Annotated in this window: 18 protein-coding genes and 1 pseudogene; 6 read left to right on the forward strand and 13 right to left on the reverse strand. The window is 59.1% G+C overall.

The window, feature by feature from the left end:
* Positions 1-3: 3 nt before the first annotated feature.
* From P0119_06500 to P0119_06520, 5 genes and pseudogenes are all read right to left on the reverse strand, one after another.
* Complete coding sequence (locus tag P0119_06500) at positions 4-960, reverse strand: IS1595 family transposase (protein ID MDF0665712.1); 957 nt, start codon at positions 958-960, stop codon at positions 4-6.
* 31 nt (positions 961-991) lie between these two features.
* Positions 992-1780, reverse strand: coding sequence for a helicase-related protein (locus tag P0119_06505; protein MDF0665713.1), 789 nt, complete (start codon positions 1778-1780; stop codon positions 992-994).
* The gene (locus P0119_06510) at positions 1777-3015 is read right to left on the reverse strand and encodes a DEAD/DEAH box helicase family protein (protein MDF0665714.1); all 1239 of its coding nucleotides are present in this window, start codon (positions 3013-3015) and stop codon (positions 1777-1779) included. Before P0119_06510 ends, P0119_06505 begins: the two co-directional genes overlap by 4 nt.
* 393 nt (positions 3016-3408) lie before the next feature.
* Positions 3409-3639, reverse strand: a pseudogene (locus P0119_06515) (DUF4145 domain-containing protein).
* A 75-nt stretch (positions 3640-3714) separates the two neighbouring features.
* Positions 3715-4608: a Fic family protein gene (locus P0119_06520; GenBank protein MDF0665715.1), complete on the reverse strand. Its 894-nt coding sequence runs from the start codon at positions 4606-4608 to the stop codon at positions 3715-3717.
* 155 nt (positions 4609-4763) lie between these two features.
* On the opposite strand from P0119_06520, the gene istA reads away from it, so the two are divergent.
* The gene (istA, locus tag P0119_06525) at positions 4764-6032 is read left to right on the forward strand and encodes an IS21 family transposase (protein ID MDF0665716.1); all 1269 of its coding nucleotides are present in this window, start codon (positions 4764-4766) and stop codon (positions 6030-6032) included.
* Positions 6029-6811: an IS21-like element helper ATPase IstB gene (gene istB, locus P0119_06530; protein MDF0665717.1), complete on the forward strand. Its 783-nt coding sequence runs from the start codon at positions 6029-6031 to the stop codon at positions 6809-6811. Before istA ends, istB begins: the two co-directional genes overlap by 4 nt.
* Here istB and P0119_06535 read toward each other — a convergent pair.
* From P0119_06535 to P0119_06545, 3 genes are all read right to left on the reverse strand, one after another.
* Complete coding sequence (locus P0119_06535; protein ID MDF0665718.1) at positions 6765-7133, reverse strand: Fic/DOC family N-terminal domain-containing protein; 369 nt, start codon at positions 7131-7133, stop codon at positions 6765-6767. The two genes, istB and P0119_06535, sit on opposite strands and share 47 nt — an antisense overlap.
* A gap of 127 nt (positions 7134-7260) precedes the next feature.
* Complete coding sequence (locus P0119_06540; GenBank protein ID MDF0665719.1) at positions 7261-8364, reverse strand: restriction endonuclease subunit S; 1104 nt, start codon at positions 8362-8364, stop codon at positions 7261-7263.
* The gene (locus P0119_06545) at positions 8361-9644 is read right to left on the reverse strand and encodes a class I SAM-dependent DNA methyltransferase (GenBank protein MDF0665720.1); all 1284 of its coding nucleotides are present in this window, start codon (positions 9642-9644) and stop codon (positions 8361-8363) included. Before P0119_06545 ends, P0119_06540 begins: the two co-directional genes overlap by 4 nt.
* A 505-nt stretch (positions 9645-10149) precedes the next feature.
* Here P0119_06545 and P0119_06550 point away from each other — a divergent pair.
* Positions 10150-10566 (forward strand): hypothetical protein, encoded by a 417-nt coding sequence (locus P0119_06550; GenBank protein ID MDF0665721.1) that lies wholly within the window; start codon positions 10150-10152, stop codon positions 10564-10566.
* A gap of 66 nt (positions 10567-10632) precedes the next feature.
* Here P0119_06550 and P0119_06555 read toward each other — a convergent pair whose 3' ends face one another.
* Complete coding sequence (locus tag P0119_06555; GenBank protein MDF0665722.1) at positions 10633-10779, reverse strand: hypothetical protein; 147 nt, start codon at positions 10777-10779, stop codon at positions 10633-10635.
* 91 nt (positions 10780-10870) lie between these two features.
* A complete protein-coding gene (locus tag P0119_06560; GenBank protein MDF0665723.1) occupies positions 10871-11293 on the reverse strand; it encodes a hypothetical protein in 423 nt (140 codons plus the stop codon).
* Positions 11294-11530: 237 nt separating this feature from the next.
* On the opposite strand from P0119_06560, the gene sthA reads away from it, so the two are divergent.
* The 3 genes from sthA (at position 11531) to P0119_06575 (ending at position 14940) form a co-directional block, all read left to right on the forward strand.
* Positions 11531-12934, forward strand: coding sequence for a Si-specific NAD(P)(+) transhydrogenase (gene sthA, locus P0119_06565; GenBank protein ID MDF0665724.1), 1404 nt, complete (start codon positions 11531-11533; stop codon positions 12932-12934).
* A gap of 287 nt (positions 12935-13221) precedes the next feature.
* Entirely contained in the window at positions 13222-13704 is a 483-nt protein-coding gene (locus P0119_06570) for a YbaK/EbsC family protein (GenBank protein ID MDF0665725.1), read from the forward strand.
* 219 nt (positions 13705-13923) lie between these two features.
* Positions 13924-14940, forward strand: a complete 1017-nt coding sequence (locus tag P0119_06575) for a TIM44-like domain-containing protein (protein MDF0665726.1) — start codon at positions 13924-13926, stop codon at positions 14938-14940.
* 30 nt (positions 14941-14970) lie between these two features.
* Here the strand turns inward: P0119_06575 and P0119_06580 are convergent, their stop codons facing one another.
* The 3 genes from P0119_06580 to P0119_06590 form a co-directional block, all read right to left on the reverse strand.
* A complete protein-coding gene (locus P0119_06580) occupies positions 14971-15219 on the reverse strand; it encodes a hypothetical protein (GenBank protein MDF0665727.1) in 249 nt (82 codons plus the stop codon).
* Between the two features lie 49 nt (positions 15220-15268).
* Positions 15269-16027: a UPF0149 family protein gene (locus tag P0119_06585; protein ID MDF0665728.1), complete on the reverse strand. Its 759-nt coding sequence runs from the start codon at positions 16025-16027 to the stop codon at positions 15269-15271.
* Between the two features lie 179 nt (positions 16028-16206).
* Entirely contained in the window at positions 16207-17937 is a 1731-nt protein-coding gene (locus P0119_06590) for a hypothetical protein (protein ID MDF0665729.1), read from the reverse strand.
* Between the last annotated feature and the right edge of the window lie 4 nt (positions 17938-17941).

Consider the following 17941-nt stretch of genomic DNA (forward strand, 5'->3'; position numbering starts at 1 on the left):
TTATTACTTTGACTCCGGTGACAGTAATTCGATGAGAGAAATGGGGCTTTTCTGTGCCGAGATTCCCAGCAAAGTTTGAAAAGCGGCCATCGGGGTCTTACGCCGGTTGAAACGAAAGACAAACTCGTCCAAATAGCTCGGAAGATGCTTGGGGTCAACACCGTGATGCGTGCCGTTCAGCCACGCCTTGAGATTGCTGAATACGCGGTGGATGTGGGGAAACCGTCGCGCGGCTTGGCGAGGATCACCGACGACGCGGATGTGATGTTGGTACTCTCCCAGGGCTGACTCCGAGTACCCACGCCAACCGTCGGTTCTTACTTTGCTGCCGCCTTCCACGTGTTGCGTCAGAAACGCACCCAGCGCCATCCCGCTGGCATCGGCAATCGGCGCGAGCCGGAGCCGGCCTGCGCGTTCTCGGCGCTTGCCCTGGACATCGGTGTAGACCAGCACTTCCACCGCACCGGCCACAAGGCTTTTATGCGCTCCTGCGGCAACTCCGCGGCCCTTCTTGCCTTTTACCGGTCCTCCGATGTGTGTTTCATCCACCTCCACAAGCCCCGAGAGTTGTGTGCGGTTGTCATTGACCATCCCCTTGCGCAGCCGATGGAGCAGGTGCCAGGCGTGTTGATACCCGCCAATCCCAAGCTGTCGCTGTAGTTGCAATGCGCTGATTCCAGGAGTGTGCGTCGAAACCAAGTAGGCTGCCCAGAACCACTCTTGGATCGGTACGTGCGAACGATGCATGATCGTACCCGTGGTCGGTGAAGTTTGACGCCCGCACTGCGGGCATTCGAAGACGTAGCGCGTCTGATTCAGCCACGCCTTTTTACCCGAGCATGTCGGGCAAACGAAGCCATCGGGCCACCGGCATTGAACCAGGTAGTCCCGGCAGGCTTCGGAGGTCGAGAATCGCTGACGAAACTCCCGCACGTCCTTAGGATAACCCAGTCGCCCCATTGCTGGAGAGTGCCAAAAGAGCTAACCGGAGTCAAAGTAATAAGCATATGGCGCTTTTCTCCTCCAGCAACGCGGCGATCTCCCTGACCCGGTCGCGCAGACGCGCGAACCCTGGCTCGGCACGCAGCAAGGCGAGCTGTAGACTCAGAGCGAGCAGATCGAAGCGTTTTGCTTCCTCGTTCTCGGGATCGAGTTCAGAGGGCAGCCCCGCGACCTCATGAGAAAGTTCGGCCAGCGCTTCGTTCGCCAGCACGACCCAGGCTTCGGGCTTCGCGTATTTTTCGACCAGACGCCGATGGGGCCGCACGACGAAGTTATCAAGGTTCATGGCAGCGACTTCCCGTTGCAGCAGATCCGCGACGGATCGTCTCAGGTCCTCCTTCGTCGCCGGTCCACCATAGGTTGCGAATGCTTCCTTCACCGCCGTCACCAGCTTCTCGTGCGAAGCACAATCCAGTGCTGCAAGGAGTTCCAATCGTGCATTGAAGAGCCGCTTTCCCAGAGAAGCTCCCACCATGCCATCAGTCGCAGGAATGTCCTGACTGAAGTACTCGAGATTTTGGCAGTAATCGAAAAGATAGAAGGACTCCTTGTGTTGCCCTGGCCCGAGCAAGTCGAGACAGAGCCGCGTACCACGCCCCACCATCTGCCAGAACTTCGTCTTCGACCGCACCAGTTTGAAGAAGACGAGGTTCAGAACCTCCGGCACATCGATGCCCGTGTCGAGCATGTCTACCGAGATCGCGATATGCGGCGCCTTGTCTTTGTTCGAGAAATTATCGATCAGGCTCTGTGCATACTCGGTCTTGAAGGTGATCACCCTCGCAAATTCACCCCTGTAGTGCGGATAGTTGGCATTAAATCGTTCGGCGATGAAGTCCGCATGTTGCTGATCTTGGCAAAGATGATCGTCTTGCCCAACCGGTCGCCTCCGGCAATCGTGAGCCCGCGCGTCATCAGGTGTTCCAACACCTTGTCTACCGTGTCTTTGTTGAAGAGCCACTTGTTCACCGCCTCGGACTCCACGCGGCTAGGCACGGCGCCATCGTCGTCCCACTCCAGCGCGTCCCACTGGTCCTTTTCTTCCTCCGACAGGTCGGCGTACGTGATGCCCTCCCGCTGGAACCTCAGAGGTACTGAAACGGCCTGAGCCGGTACGAGAAATCCATCGCGGACTGCCTCTTCCAATGAGTAGGCATCGGTCGGTACGCCGTTTTCGAGATCGAAGAGGCTGTAGGTATTGCGATCGACCTCGTCCTTCGGCGTGGCCGTCAACCCGACGAGCAAAGAATCGAAGTAATCGAAGATCGCGCGGTACTTCTGGAATACCGAGCGGTGCGCCTCGTCAATGATCACAAGATCAAAATGTCCGACGCCGAAGCGCCGCTGGCTATCTGCAGTCTCGTCGATCAACCCCATCATCGTCGGATAGGTCGAGACGTAGACGCGCCCTTCGGCTTCTTTCTCGGTGACCAAATTTACCGGCGAAGCATCAGGTAGATAAGTTTTAAACGCATTGACTGCTTGGCGGACCAATGCCACGCGGTCGGCGAGGAAGAGCACGCGCTTGACCCAGTTGCAGCACAGCAACAGGTCGCAGAGGGCGATCACCGTGCGCGTCTTGCCGGCGCCGGTTGCCATGACGAGCAGAGCCTTGCGGTCGTGGTCGCGCTCGAACGCTTCGGCGATGCGCCGGATGGCCCGCGTCTGGTAATGGCGCTCGACGATTGTCGAGTTTATCGGGGCCTCCCCTAGCAATCGCCGCGTCTCGCGGCGCTGGATAACTAACTCAAGCTCTGCCTTCTTGTAGAAGCCTTGCACCCGACGTGGCGGGTAGCGAGCGTCGTCCCAGATCCAATGTTCGTAACCGTTGGAATAGAAGATGACTGGTCGCCGGCCTGACTGCTGTTCCAGGCAATCAGCATAGAGTTTCGCCTGCTGCTGCCCGACTCGCGCATCGCGTCTCGTGCGCTTGGCCTCCCCCAGTCCTAGCGGCTTGCCATCGTCACCCCACAGCACATAATCCACGAAACCCTTACCCTGATCGTTCGGCATGCCGCTGACCTCGAACTCCCGATCGCGTGGCTGATCGAGCAACCATCCCGCTTCTTTGAGTAAGAGGTCGATGAAGTAATCACGGGTCTCGGCCTCTGAGTAATCGTGGGTGTCGGGTTGTGCAACCGCTGCCTTCTTTGCTTGGGCGACTTCGGCGCGCAGGCGCTTCAGTTCATCATCCAGCGCTGTCTTGTCGGCAAGCAGCGCTGCGAGGCTCTCGTCCTGTTCGCGCAGACGGGCTTCCAGCGTCTGCAACTGCTCGGAGGTGTGCCTCGCAGCCGGCACAGGCCGGGGAATCGCCGACAGATCGAAGGTGAGTCCGGCATCCGGTCGCTCGGAGCGAGCATAGGTGCGAGCGAACCAGTAGGCCACATGGAACAGTTCCCGGATAGCAGCGAGCGCATCCGACTCCGGTACAGGACGATGACTATGCACCGCGCGGTTACCGAGCTGATTGATCACCCGTGCTTTGCTGAAGACGGCTTCACCTGCCACCAGCTTGAAGCTCGGCTCATGGATCAGCGCCGACAGGTTGTCTTGATAGGGGAGCTTCAGCGCCGCATCGTGCTTGTAGGCCCAACTCACCGCCAGCTCCAGCGTGCGACGGGCGTAGAAGCAGGCAGTTCGCGGATCGGCACGCCCCCTTCGATGCCGCCTCGAAGACGGCGGCCCATTCGCGCCGGAGGAAGGCGAACTGGCTCACGGTGTGCTCTCCAGTTCCGCTGTCAGTTCGTCCACATAGCGTCGATAGCTGAACACTCGGTCACGCTGCCGGTTGGTCAACTCAGCAACAATACCGAGACGCTCCAAATGGGCGAGCGATTTGTTGACCGTCGCGGCGGTCAACCGCGTAGCCTTGACAAGTGCTGCGGACGTCGCCAGCGGCTGCTTCTGCATGGCCTGATGCACGGCGAGGGCGGACGGCGCCGCCCGACCAAGCACCGCGATGCGGTCGCGGTCGGCGTTGACCAGTGACAGCAGCGCATTCGCCGTACCCGTCGCCTGCGAGGCACTGACCTGTACGCCCTCGGCGAAGAAGTCCAACCAGCGCTCCCAGTCGCCGTGAAAACGCACGCCGTTGAGCAGGTCGTAATACAACGCGCGGTGCGTCTTGAAGTACAGACTGGGGTAGAGCATCGGCGCGCGCAGCACGCCGTCGGCGACCAGCTGCAGCACGATCAGCAACCGTCCCATGCGACCATTTCCATCCAGAAAGGGATGGATGGTCTCGAACTGCACATGCGCGAGCGCCGCCTTGATGAGCGGCGGCGTCGGCTCTGGCACGTCGTTCAAGAATTGCTCGAATCGCGTGAGACAGTCCGCCAGGGCGTCGACCGGGGGCGGCACGAACGCTGCCTTACCGGGCCGCGTGCCGCCGATCCAGACCTGCGAGCGTCGCACCTCACCCGGCGTCTTCCCGCGGCCGCGGGGATGCGACATCAAGACCTTGTGCATGCCGCACAGCAGCCGCATGGAGGGCGGCAGCCCGCCGCGCAACGATTTCAGTCCCTGTTCGAGTGCCGCGACACAGCGGCTCACTTCACGCGCATCCTCCACCGGCACGCCGGGCTGCTCGTCGATCTCGTAGAGCAAGAGATCCGCAAGTGTCAGCGGTCATGCAATAATCCCCAGATGTGGTCAATGAATTCTCCCCACCCTCTCACCGAAGGAGGGATGTGATGGAACTTGACGATAGCAAGGAGACAACGATCATACCGTCCCAGGTAGACCACACTCGGGAGGTATGTATGGTGGATCAAGAGCGGTGGGCGGAGATTCGACGGTTGCGTCATGAAGAGCGGGGATCCATTTCAGGGATTGCGCGGCGGTTGGACCTGGATCGGAAGACCGTGCGGCGCAGTCTGCAGCAGACGACGTGGCAACCCTATCGCCGAGCGGCGATGACGGAGACGCTGCTGACCGCCCATGCCGACTTTGTGCGGACCCGTGCGTCGCAGGTTAATTATTCGGCGCGGATTCTCTATCAGGAACTGCGAGCGAGCCACGAGTACATCGGCAGTTATGAGACGGTGAAGCGAGGGGTGGCGCCGCTGCGTGAGGGTCAGCTGCAGGCGGAGCGGGCCCTCCTCCGCTTTGAGACACCGCCGGGCCAGCAGAGTCAGATTGATTGGGGCCAAGCCACCGTGCCCTTCCGCGCCGGCCCGACGGTGGTGCACGTGTTCGTGTTGACGTTGGGGTTCAGCCGACGTGGGTTCTATTACGCCTGTGCCGATGAGCGGCTGGCGCAGTTTCTCGAGGCCCATGAACGGGCTTTTGCGCATTTCGGTGGCCACACGCGAGAGCATCTGTATGACCGACCGCGAACCGTCTGTTATGCGGATGAGACGGGGCGGCGGCTCTGGAATCCCACCTTCAAAGCCTTCGCCGACTATTGGGGCTTTGAGCCGCGCGTGTGTCGGCCCTATCGGGCCCAGACCAAGGGTAAGGTCGAATCCGGCGTGAAATATCTGAAACGGAACTTTCTGCCGGGACGAACGTTTGTCGATCTGGTGGACTTTCAAACCCAACTTGACGAATGGACCGCGACAATTGCCGACCGCCGCATCCATGGCACGACGCATGAGGAGCCACTCGTCCGGTTTGCGCGAGAACGCAACCACCTGGTCCCGCTGGCGGACCAGCGCGCCTTCCAGCAGGAGGCGCGCGTCTCACGGATCGTGGCCGAGGACTATTTGGTCAGCCTGGCGACGAACCGCTACTCCGTGCCCTTCCGGCTCATTGGTCAGCGGGTTGAAGTGCAACGACGGGGGGACACGGTCCACATCTTTCACCGTGACCAAGAGATCGCGACGCACCCGGTGCTCCCGGGCCAGCACCAATTCCGAATCCAGCCCGAGCACGGCCCTGGAGCCAGTGCGCGTCTCGCCCGCCACCGTCGGTCCACGGTGAGCGATCGGTCCCCTCGCCCCGATGCCTTGCCGGAGGTCGAAGTGCGGGATCTGGCCTGGTACGAGGCGGTGTGTGAGCGCACGGCGTCGCAGGAGGGGCGGCCATGAACGCGGCGCAACTGGAACGGCTCCGTGACCAACTCACGCGCCTACGGCTCTTGAAGAGTCGGGAGCGGCTGGAGGCCCTCTTACAAGAAGCGGCCGTCAAGGAGCTGCCCTATGCCGACTTCCTCGACCAGGTGCTCGGCGAAGAAGTCGCGTCCAAGACCGCGAAGAACATTGCGATGCGGACGAGTTTGGCGCGATTTCCATTCGTCAAGAGTCTGGAGGTCTTCGACTTCAGCTACCAGCCTTCGTTGGATAAGAAGCAGATTCAGCAGGTGGCGACCTGCCACTTCATCGAGCACGGCGAGAATGTCGTGATCTTGGGGCCGCCCGGTGTGGGCAAAAGCCACCTGGCCATCGGGCTAGGGCTGCAAGCCATTGCCCAGGGCTATCGGGTGTTGTTCACGACAGCCGCCGCCATGATCGCTACGCTGACTCGGGCGCTCACGGAGAATCGGCTGGAGGACAAGCTGAAGCTCTATACCATTCCCCGGTTGCTGATCATTGATGAGATCGGCTATCTGCCCATTGACCGCACCGGGGCCAACTTGTTCTTTCAGCTCATCTCACGCCGCTATGAGAAGGGGCCGATGATTTTGACCAGTAACCAGAGTTTCGGGGCTTGGGGCGAGGTGTTTGGCGACCGGGTGCTGGCGACTGCGATCCTGGATCGGGTGCTCCACCACGCGATCACCATCAACATCCGGGGCCATTCCTACCGGCTGAAGGAGAAACTCAAAGCCGGACTTGTGCGGGTCGAAGAAGCGTCAACGACAACCTAACGGGGTGGGGAATTTTCGATGACCATAACTGGGGCAATTTGGATGACCCTTGACACGCAAGTGAAGATTGCGTGCCCTCGATCTGCGAGGACAGGACCGCCTCCTTGCGGATGAAGCTGTAGAGCAACAGCGCGGCGTTGGGCAGATGCGCCGAGAGCGCATCCAGGCGACCCAATGCCACCAACGCATCGTCGAAACGCCGACGCAGCGCAGGCGACCAGGCGATGGCCGGCTCGGGCGGCAACGGCGCCGGCACAAACGCCTTGAACCGCTCGTCGGTCGTAGCGACCTCGACGTATGTTCCAGGTGGGCGTCTGTGCATGGCGACACACAACCTAAAATAAGGATGGGCGTTATTTTAGGATGTGCTGAGAAGGTAAATCAATGAGCGGGCTTGATTGAGGCTCGCCGGAGCATGGTAATGGTGAAGCGCGGGACGAAGGACATGGCTAGAGTTCTCCCCGGAAGGCGCGGAATTGCAGCGCGCCGAAAAGCCGGTCGATCCCAGCTACCGACCGGTAATGATCTGCCTTCAATTGCTCTATAGCAGCAATACGTCGTGCGAACTCACGTTGCAGAAGCAGTGGTGGAGCGGGCACTGGAATACGGTCCAGGTTACCCCGATTGAGTTTCGGTTGTGCCGTGCCGGACAGGAACGGCTTCAGATCGGTCCGTTCGATTACATGTTCCAAGAACCGCAAGTCCGCACGATCATTTTCCGCGATCACGTGGGCATGGTTGTTCACCCAATACTTCCCGCGCGCCATGAAGGCGACGGGTGTCACGCGTGCGACGAGGTTTGCGCCATCCTCACCGATAAGGAGCCTTTCACCTTCAAAGATGAAGTCGTCCACCCAGTCAATAATTCCCGATGCGCCGTAGTAGGCGAACATACCCTGCCTACCATCACGATCAGATGCTTTTACAGGGACGCGAAGTGAATCCTGATTCTCACCGAGCTGGCCGAAAGACACGGTTGGCCATCCCTTCGGATTCGTGATCGGATCGCCGAACATGTCGAGGAAGATGGATTGGGTGAGGGTATCGAGCTTCGCGAGGGCAGCGCGGCGCTTGGCCCGCAATTCGTCCGCCTTGTCCAGGATCGCCGCAATCCGCCGCTGCTCGGGGAGGGACGGAAATGGAACTACAATTTGAGCCGCCCCCGCTTGAGTGAGCTTCCCTCGTGTTGTTCCCGTGACCCACGGAGTTACGTCATAGTTCTCAAGAACCCGGCAAAGGAATCGTAAATCCAGTTCCGCATGTGGCCGCAAAACGTGGGCGTGGTTGTTAACCCACGTTTTGCCGGATATCCCATAAGCAATTCCTCGCTCAGGATCTTCAAAATGCCCGCCATCTTCAGCAAGAAGAACGAGCGGTTCATCGAAAATGAATTCATCGATCGTCCCCTGCTGACCGTTGGCTCCGTAGTAGGGATATGGACCAGGACGCCGGTCTGACTCAGTGATGGGCCGGCGCATGCTGTCCAGGAACTCCACAACGTCCCCGAGTCGCTTGGTCGGAAAAGTCCCTGCCACTGAACTGCGGGAGATCATCCCAACATCCCTTCCAACTCCTTCATCCCTCGCTGGATCTCCTCTTCCAGCTTCGCCAGCTCGGCGAGGATCTCCTTCGGCGGACGGTGTTCGACCGCCTCATGCACGACTTCCTTGTAGCGGTTCAATGAGAGGTCGTAGCCCTGGGCTGCAATGTCGGCCCTCGGCACGCAGAAACTCTGCGCGGTACGTGGGCGTTCTCGTTCAGACCCAGCGCGTTGGGTCCAGCGCGCGAGTACGTCCGGGAGGTTGTTCTTCGCATGTTCGTCTTCAGTGAACGGCGCGCGGGGCACTGGGCCGAGCTTGTCTTCGGGCAGGAGCGGCGTGCGCTTGTCGTCGAGGCTCCAGCCATCGGCCTCGACATCGTAGAACCAGACAAAGTCGGTACCACCTGAGTTTGTCTTGGTGAACACAAGAATCGCGGTCGAGACGCCTGCATAGGGCTTGAATACCCCGCCTGGCAGCTTGATCACTGCATCGAGCTTCTGCTCTTCCACCAGGATGCGTCGCAGTTCCTTGTGTGCCTTGCTTGAGCCGAAGAGCACGCCATCCGGCACGATCACCGCCGCGCGGCCGCATGGTTTCAGCAGCCGCAGGAAGAGCGCGAGAAAGAGCAGCTCGGTCTTCTTGGTCTTGACGATCTGGAGAAGATCTTTGGCGGTGTTCTCGTAATCGAGGCTTCCCGCGAAGGGCGGATTGGCGAGCACCAATGTGTACTTCTCCTCCTCGCCCACATGGTCCTGCGCGAGCGAGTCGCGGTAGCGGATGTCCGGGCTCTCCACGCCGTGCAGCAGCATATTCATGCTGCCGATGCGCAACATCGTGTTGTCGAAGTCGAAGCCGTGGAACATTCGGTGGTGGAAGTGCTCTCGCTGCTTCGCGTCGTGTAGTAGATTCGGATGCCGCTCGCGCAAGTATTCGCCCGCTGCTACTAGAAAGCCCGCCGTGCCGCAGGCCGGATCGCAGATCACGTCGGCCGGCGTCGGTGCAGTCAGCTCGACCATCAGCCGAATGATGTGACGCGGGGTGCGGAACTGCCCGTTCTGCCCGGCGGTGGCGATCTTGGCCAGCATGTACTCATAGACATCGCCCTTGGTGTCGCGCTCCTCCATCGGCACATGGTCGAGCATGTCCACCACCTTCGCCAATAGCGCGGGAGTCGGGATGGTGAACCGCGCGTCCTTCATGTGGTACGCGTAAGTCGAGTCGCCATTGCCGAGCTGACGCGCAAGGTCGGCGCGGAGGAACGGGAACAGATGCTCGCCGACGACGGTAAACATCTCGGCTGGGGCGAAGTGTTTGAAGCGCGACCAGCGGTAGTCTTCGTATGGTCGGTGCTTCGCGTCCTTGCCCTTCGGGGAAGATCCGACGTTCCATCGGTTGCTTGAGGCGATTGGCCTTGTTTTCCTCAAGCTGATGCAGATCGTCGAGGCGGCGAATAAAAAGCAGATAGGTGATCTGCTCGATCACCTCCAACGGATTCGAGATCCCGCCGGACCAGAATGAGTCCCAAATGCGATCGATCTGATTCCTGATGTCACCGGTGATCATGCGGATTTCCTTTTAACTGGATCACTCGTACGCTCTCCTCTCTGGAATAAAAAATCAGCGGAGAGGCATACCGTCTTTTCATGAGAAAGGCAATGATTCTGAAGGTAACAATCGACCGGCCTGTACGAGGCCGCCTCAGATTTTTGGGGTTGTTTTTTCTCTGTGAGACGTACAAAATACCGCCGCGTTGCTCATGCTGGTCTAATCATCCACCCTCACCAAAGAGGCATAACCGTGAGTCTGCGAAATCTTTTCCGGCTTGTTGTGGCAATGGGTGTGTACGGCACCGTCGGTCAAGTCTGGGCGTACGACGCTGGTCCTAATCCCAGTAGCGGTGTGGACTCTTGTGTCGACGTCATCTTTTCTGCCTTCACGCCTCCTCCCTTCTCCATGGATAAGAATAATGTTACGGTGGCCCCGAAATCGGAGTTCTCATTCCTTGCATCCAAGACCGCTCTTTTTCCAAGCATCACGGTGAAGATCAAGGAGGAAAAAGTCCCGGTCACGGTGACTACGATCAACAACGGCTTCCTGGTCAAAGGGAAACTGCCCCCCAGCATCAAAGGCAGCTACATCCGACTCGACATTTTCGCCAAAGGACCCAACGACTGTGACAAGACCGATGGTTGGCTGTTGAAAGTGGGCAACTGACTGTGAGCGAGACGATCCGGGCAGGGGACTCCCTTGCCCTGGTCGTTGCCCCGGCTCGCGTCATCCTCAAGGCTCTTCTTCGATAGACTCAATCGCATCTCGTAGCGCCGCCACAAAGGCCTCCGGCTGAGCCAGAGCGTTTTCCGTCAACTGAAATTCACTGACGAGCACGCCGTCTTTATCGACCAACAGGAGACGATAGCCCGCTTTCACAAGATTCCTCCGTTCCGGCCGGCAGCGACACGAGAGCCTCTCGGTCTCATTCGATTGAGAAGCCGCGCAAGCTGGTCAAAATGAACTCAGGTTAGAACGGAAACCGAATGCCCAGCTGGACTTCGTTTGGGACGAGGTGTTGTCCGAGCAAGTTTCGCACTTCGGCATTCGAGGAACCGGAAGAAGAGGAGGAAGCAGATGCCGCAGGATGGAGCGTACGATCAAACTCCGTCGCATAGCCACCACCAAACCCTGCCCCGATGTAAGGCAAAAGCGTCCGCCCCCCGACTGAAATCGGTTTCGACAGAGTCGGAATATTCCGGAGCACGAATTCGTTCTGCTCCGGTACGATGGCGGGCGGCATCGGCCTCGCTGCTGCCTTCGATTGGGTAGGAGCCGCCGAGATCATCCTGCTGGGTGTTGCCGGCCCAATCACAGAACCTCCGTCTCTGATCGTACCGGCATGGGAGAGCGGCCCGCACAGACTCACGCTCATCGCGAGACAGATTCCCATGGACCATCTGATGATACGATTCTGAGGCATAAGGCTTTCACGATACCATCTATCCGGCCGCTCTTCAAGCGACTGCCACGGAGCCACGGCATCTGTTTAATGAGTCGACCGAGAGGTGACTCGGGGGCTCTACATCAGAAGATTCGGCTACAGACTTCATCTATTTTCTTGGTGGGTGGAGCTCGCCGCGATATGGTAGGCGCGACACACCGGCGAGACAGATCATCGAGATCCTCTATGCGATCCTACGACATGGTGGTGGTCGGCAGTGGACCGGCCGGCCAGAAAGCGGCGGTCCAAGCAGCGAAACTGTCCAAGCGCGTGGCCATCATCGAGAAAGCACCACAGCTGGGCGGAACGTCCCTCAATACCGGGACTCTGCCCAGCAAAACCTTGAAGGACACGATCGAGTACATTCATGGATTGGGACGGCGAGGGTTGCACCACTTGGGCGCCGAACTCACCAAGCAGCTGACGCTCCCGGACCTGATGACACGCAAGGATCAGGTCATCGAGACCGAAGTGGCCGTCATCACCGATCAGCTGCGGCGTAACGGCATTGAGATCATCCAGGGCACGGCCGGCTTTGTCGATCCCCATACCTTGAGCGTCCTGAGACCGGATGGGCAGGTTGATCATGTCCATGCCTCGACCATCGTCCTAGCCACAGGGTCACGCCCACGCCGCCCTGCGGAGATCCCCTTCGACGACCTGATCGTGTGCGACTCCGACTCGTTTCTCCGCACGACCAAGAACCCGGCCAGCATCATCGTCCTCGGAGGGGGTGTCATCGGTACGGAATATGCCTCGATGTTGGCCGCCTTCGGTATCAGAGTTACCCTCATCGACCGGCGGGCTCAGATGTTGCGGTTCTTGGACCAGGAAATCGCCCAGTCGCTTGACGCTCAGATGCAGCACAACGGTGTCACCATGCGGCTCGGGCAGGAACATCTGAGCATTACAGTCAATGGAACAGGACGTCCAGCAGTCCACCTCCTAGACGGCAAAACAGTTACAGCCGACATGGTGCTTCACACGATGGGACGGATCGGCAACATAGAGGCATTGAATCTCCCCGCTATCGGCATTGCCGTCGATCAGCAGGGGCAGATCGCGGTCAACGCCCAGTACCAAACCGCCATTCCCCACATCTACGCGACAGGCGATGTCATCGGGTTTCCCGCGCTTGCGGCGACAGCAATGGAACAAGGCCGTCTCGCCGCCTGTCACGCATTTCACGTCTCCGAGACGCACGACATCAAGGTGATTCCGTACGGCATCTACAGCATTCCCGAGGTCTCGATGGTGGGAAAAACCGAAGCGGAACTCGCCGCCGCCGACATTCCGCACGCCACCGGGAGGGCCTTTTTCCGAGAAATGGCGCGTGGCCACATCAGCGGCGACGTCCACGGTCTCTTAAAGGTGATCTTTCACCGTGCGACGCACGCGCTCCTGGGCGTCCATATCATCGGGCCAGGCGCGACCGAATTGATCCATATCGGCCAATCGGTCCTGACCTACGGAGGAACGGTGGAGTACTTCATCCACAACGTCTTTAATTATCCCACGATGGCTGAATGCTACCGCACCGCGGCGCTCGACGGACTGAATCGACTGTCCCACCATTCCCAATCACGATGACTCCGCACACGACCACCTCACACGACATATCCCTTTACAAGCCAGCCTTGTGGAAATGAAGGCATGTCTGGTTCCTAAATAAATTAAAGTCGTGTTCCTAAATACTTGTTGCATAAACTTTCTAACGGAATATAATGCACCCTGCACGGCCAGTCGTCATGATCTATGGGGGGTCGTAGTCATGAACATCATCCCGACTGTCGTCCTCTCGTCTCTCTGCAGTCTCCGATCTGTATCACCCACCAACGATCTCCGTCTGGAGGTTGTCCACCACAGGAGGTGCGACCATGCCCATTCCACGGACGCTTAAGAGTCGTCTCGATCGTGAACATGTTCACTACGAGGTCTTGCCCCACTCACAGACGTTCCAGGCTCTTGCCGTCGCCCAGACACTCCATCTACGAGAACAAGAGATCGCGAAGGTGGTGATCGTGAAAGTGAAGGAGCGATTTGTCACGACGGTGCTGCCTGCAACGGAAAAAGTGGATGTTCAGCGCCTACGAAAGCTCTTCGGAACCCACCGCGTCCGGCTTGCGACCGAGGAAGAGATCGCGCAGCTCTTCCCAGACTGCGAATTGGGCGCCATGCCGCCGCTCGGCACACTCTATGGGCTTCCCGTGTATGTCGATCGCGCGCTCACCCATGACGAGGAAATCGTTTTTGAAGGAGGTACTCACTCGGAGGCGATCCGTATGCGGTACTGGGATTTTGCCGCACTGGTGTTTCCCGTCGTGGCCGAATTCCACCGTCAGCCCGTAGCGACCTGTTGACCTCGACAACTCGTTATTCGGTTCTTCATACAACCGCTTCATCCACTCTCAGCGCCGCCTCTTGTCACATCCAGCGTAGAGGATCGGTGCGACCCGTCGCTCTCACGCGCAATGTCCGTCCTGTCCGTCATCGAGCGAATGTCAGGTTTTCTTCACCCAAACCTGCTAGGATGTTCCTGTGCCTGTGGGAAAGTGCCACCCTGTTGTGAAAGGAAATCCATGTTGAAAAGTTCACAGCTCATCGCCGTCTGTATCGTCGCATCGCTCATCGGCCTGCCGACCCTCTCGTTTGCTAAGGCGCGAGGATCGGGTGGAGGATTTTCGAGCGGGGCCCGTGGCGGAAATTCATCAATGGGTATCGGTAGCCGTGGATCCCGTACCTACCAAGACAACGGCGCCAAGCCGATTGAACAGTCCACCACCCCGAAACCGTCGACGACGCCACCACCGAATGCATCAGGCGCTCCACCAATGCAACCGACTCCAGCCACCCCGTCATCCTGGTGGCAACGCAATCCGCTGCTTGCCGGAATCGCCGGTGGTCTCGCCGGAACCTGGATCGGTCATATGCTCTTTGGCGCGACGGAGAGCAGTGCCAAGACCACGGACACGGAGTCGGGCGCAGCACCAGCTTCCAACAACTCTTTCGGCCTCATCCTCCTCCTGCTGGCTGTAGGAATGGGCGCAGTGTATTTCTTCAGAAAATCCAAGCAGACACATGCTCCGGTGTTCACGGGACTCTCGCGTAGTACCGCCGCGAGGGGAAGCCTGCTCGACATCTCGCCCAACAGCGCCACCGACGGGCCAACAGCCGATCATGCCTATACTGTGACTACCGAAGATAAGGCAGCCTTTCAGCAACTGCTGACCGACATTCAATCCGCTTGGAGCACCCAAGACGTGGCGGCCTTGAGACCATTTTTGACGCCGGAAATGCTGAGCTATTTCAGCACCGCCTTGGCCGAGGACAGCAGTCGAGGCGTTCAGAATCACGTGGAAGGAGTGGAGTTGCTCAAGGGAGATGTGCGCGAAGCCTGGTCCGAAGGCAACCAGGACTATGCAACCGTGGACTTACGCTGGAACGCCAGAGACTACACGGTCTCCACGACAATTCCACGCGGAGAGCCGGGCTATCTGATCGAAGGCAGTGAAGACACGCCGACAGAATCTTACGAAGTTTGGACTTTCATGCGCGTACGGAATGGACGCTGGCTCCTGTCGGCTATTCAGCAATAATCTCCGAGGAAAGGCGGCTGACTCTGTGAGTCAGCCGCCGAGCCGCTTCCAGAGACAGGGCGTGAGTACATAGGCGGCAGCTGAGACCAGCACGCCCACCACCACGCCCAATAGCCCTGCCACATAGAGTCCCGCGAATGGCGCCATAAATACGATCAAGAGCATGAACAGGGCCAGCGACGGGCGGCGTTCATAAAACGCCCGACGGGCTTCGGCTGAAAATGAACTGGAGGAGCTAAAACGATCAGACATGCCGCGAGTATAGACGAAACCTACCATCTCCGTCTCAGCAATCTCGGGGAATGAACACTGCCAGCAGGACAGTGTGTCAGTGGAAGACCGGGCCCGAATTCGTTCCTTTCATTAGTGCACAGCACTTCTTAAACTTCCTCCCGCTGCCGCAGGGACAGGGATCATTCCGCCCGATCTTTGTGTGAGCCGAGGGCTCTCGGTGGAGGTCACCAACTTCGAGCCGCGCTTGATAGATCGATCGTCCCAGATGAGCATACTCCCGCATCGCATCAGGAAAGATCTCCATCACCAATTGGGCCAACTGCTCCAGAGTTCCGTTCCCATTCGTTTCCTGATGGTACACCTCGGCAAGTTTCGGGGAGGAAAAGAACGTGAGCGTCATCAGCAACGCTCCAAGTTCCTCATCGAGTTCATCCGACGTGTACTCGTTCCACACCTCCTCAAGGTAGTCGTAGCCGATTGAAAACCCTTGTGCCCACTGACTCAACGGCGCATCGGCACTCAAGTTGTCCATCGCCCACGGTCTTATTTCGCACCCAGCCGGGAGCGAGACACCCCCAACGGTTCGTTCACGAATACAATCGTTGTAGAGCGCCATCATCGCCTGGAGCACCTGCTCCGCTTCATATTGCGTCTCATAACCGGCATCCTGATCGTTGAAGACGAGCGGAATCCATTCTGAGGGTGGAATCAACTCCGGCCCATTCGCCAAGCCGAACAAGAAGCCGGCCAGCTGAGGATAGGTCAAGGTGTCTTTGGGACGCGGTGGTGAAGAGAGGAAGCGCATTAAGAGTCTCGCCTCGACCTCTGTGAATGGTGGAACCGTACTCGTCATGACGGAGTCAGTCTGTCAGCTGTTGGTAGTGCATTTCAATCTCTTTGAGAGTGAACGACAGCAACCACGACTTGCCCACGAGGGCCGATCTCTCCCCATCGAAGCTGCAGATGGAGCGTTTCTGGTCATTTCGTCAAGCGACCCTGCACGGGAGGTCGGAAGGCCTCCCGGATGCAGTTCTACTCTGCCACGTCGAAGCGTAAGCCACTCGAACCTTCGCCGCGACCGACCGTCTTGCGTCTGCCGATCCATAACAGAGGGCTGCCGTCAAACCAGCGTGCGTATTGGAAAGAGCGGGTGACGCGTGCGCCTTCGCGCGGGATTTCTTCTTCGAAGATGTCGAGCGGGCCCGCGCTGGGTTTCAGGATTTGGCTCAGCGCCGGTTGAGGTTTGAGCGTGCCGTCCTGGCGCAGCGTGGCGCCACGGCGGAAGCGGATGGACTTTTGGTCCGGTTGAATCTGAGCGGGGAGTTGAATCTGAACAGGGATGAGGGGAATCCAGTAGCCGGGGACTGCTGTCGACAAGCGCCACTTCAAAGCGCCGTCGTTGGACGGAGCGGGCGTTGCTGGTTGATCGCGGCGTTGTCGAGCGAGGTCATCCTCACGACGATTCAGCGGGCGGCCGGAGACGCCTTCCGCGATGCGCTCCACGCCCCAGGCCAGATTCGCCATTTCATCGCGCAGGAGCAGCACTTCGTCAAGCGGTTTGCTTTCCATGGTGCGTTTGAGTGTCGGCGCCAAGAAGAGATTCGTGGAGGTGTCCACGTTGCCGCTGTTGTTGAACATGCGCCAGTGCCTCGAAGCGGGATGGGCGGATTGATTGATCGACGGCACGAGCGTGCGCACACCGAATGTGTCCGTGATGACCAGTGAGTTGATCTCGCAGATTGAGCCGACGGGAACATCCACCGGAATCACGAACCAGTCGTTGCCGTAGGTGATGGCGAAGTCGACCAGCAGCATGCGCGCTAAGTCGTCGGGCTCGGCCTCCACGGCGCCAAAATCGACCGATGCATCTTCGAACTCCCACCAGCGTGAGGCGGGCATTCCGCGATACGTCACCGGCGCCGGAATCGTGGTTCGGATGATGGGCAACGGATTCACGCCCGGTTTGCGGTCTGCTTCCGCCCCGAGCGTTTCGCCCATCTTCACGTCGAAATCGTACCAGTCGAGATCGCCTTCGTAGTATTTCGATGTCAAGACTCGCTGCGAACTGGTTGGAGCTTCCACGGAAAAGGCGTATTCCATGCGTTGCGACGACCAGGCTTCGGCTTGACCCGATGGCTCGCTGAACAAGGCCTCGTACCAGCGCAGGAACGCATTTTTCGGCGCGGCGAACGCTTGAGCATCCACGGGATCGATCGTCGGGGCGGTCGGGAGTGGAGCCTTTTTGAGCTCGGCATACAGCTTGACGCCGTCCGGAACACGGTCCGACATCACCTCCAGAAATCGCAGCGCCTCGGCATCAGCATCCGCCGCGGCTGCCGCGCTGCGAGTCGGCAAGGCGAATGTCGTCAGGAAACCTTGATGATATTTCGTGCCGAATGGCGCGCGCGCCAGCAGGCGCAGGAACTGTTGCCCAGCTTCGGCACAAACCCGCAGCCGCGCGAGCGTGCCGGGCTTCGGATGCACGGTCTCCTGCTCGACCAGGGTCTCCAACGCGACCTGTTTCGGATTGAACTTTGCCGGGCTCGCCGCGCTGCCCTGCGGCACGTAACGCGTGAGCTCGGCGCACTCGGCACGCAACCGCGCGGAGACAGGTGTGCCATTGTCGTCTCCCTGCAACTCTCCGAGTTGCCACTGACGAGCCAACAGCCAAAGCGGATCATGAATCCGAGCCTTCAACGTTTCGCTCTGCGAAGCACCGCGGACGTTGGGTTCTAACCGAGACCATGTGGTGATGGATGGCATGATG

It is taken from the genome of Nitrospira sp., from assembly GCA_029194665.1.
Classification (GTDB): domain Bacteria; phylum Nitrospirota; class Nitrospiria; order Nitrospirales; family Nitrospiraceae; genus Nitrospira_D.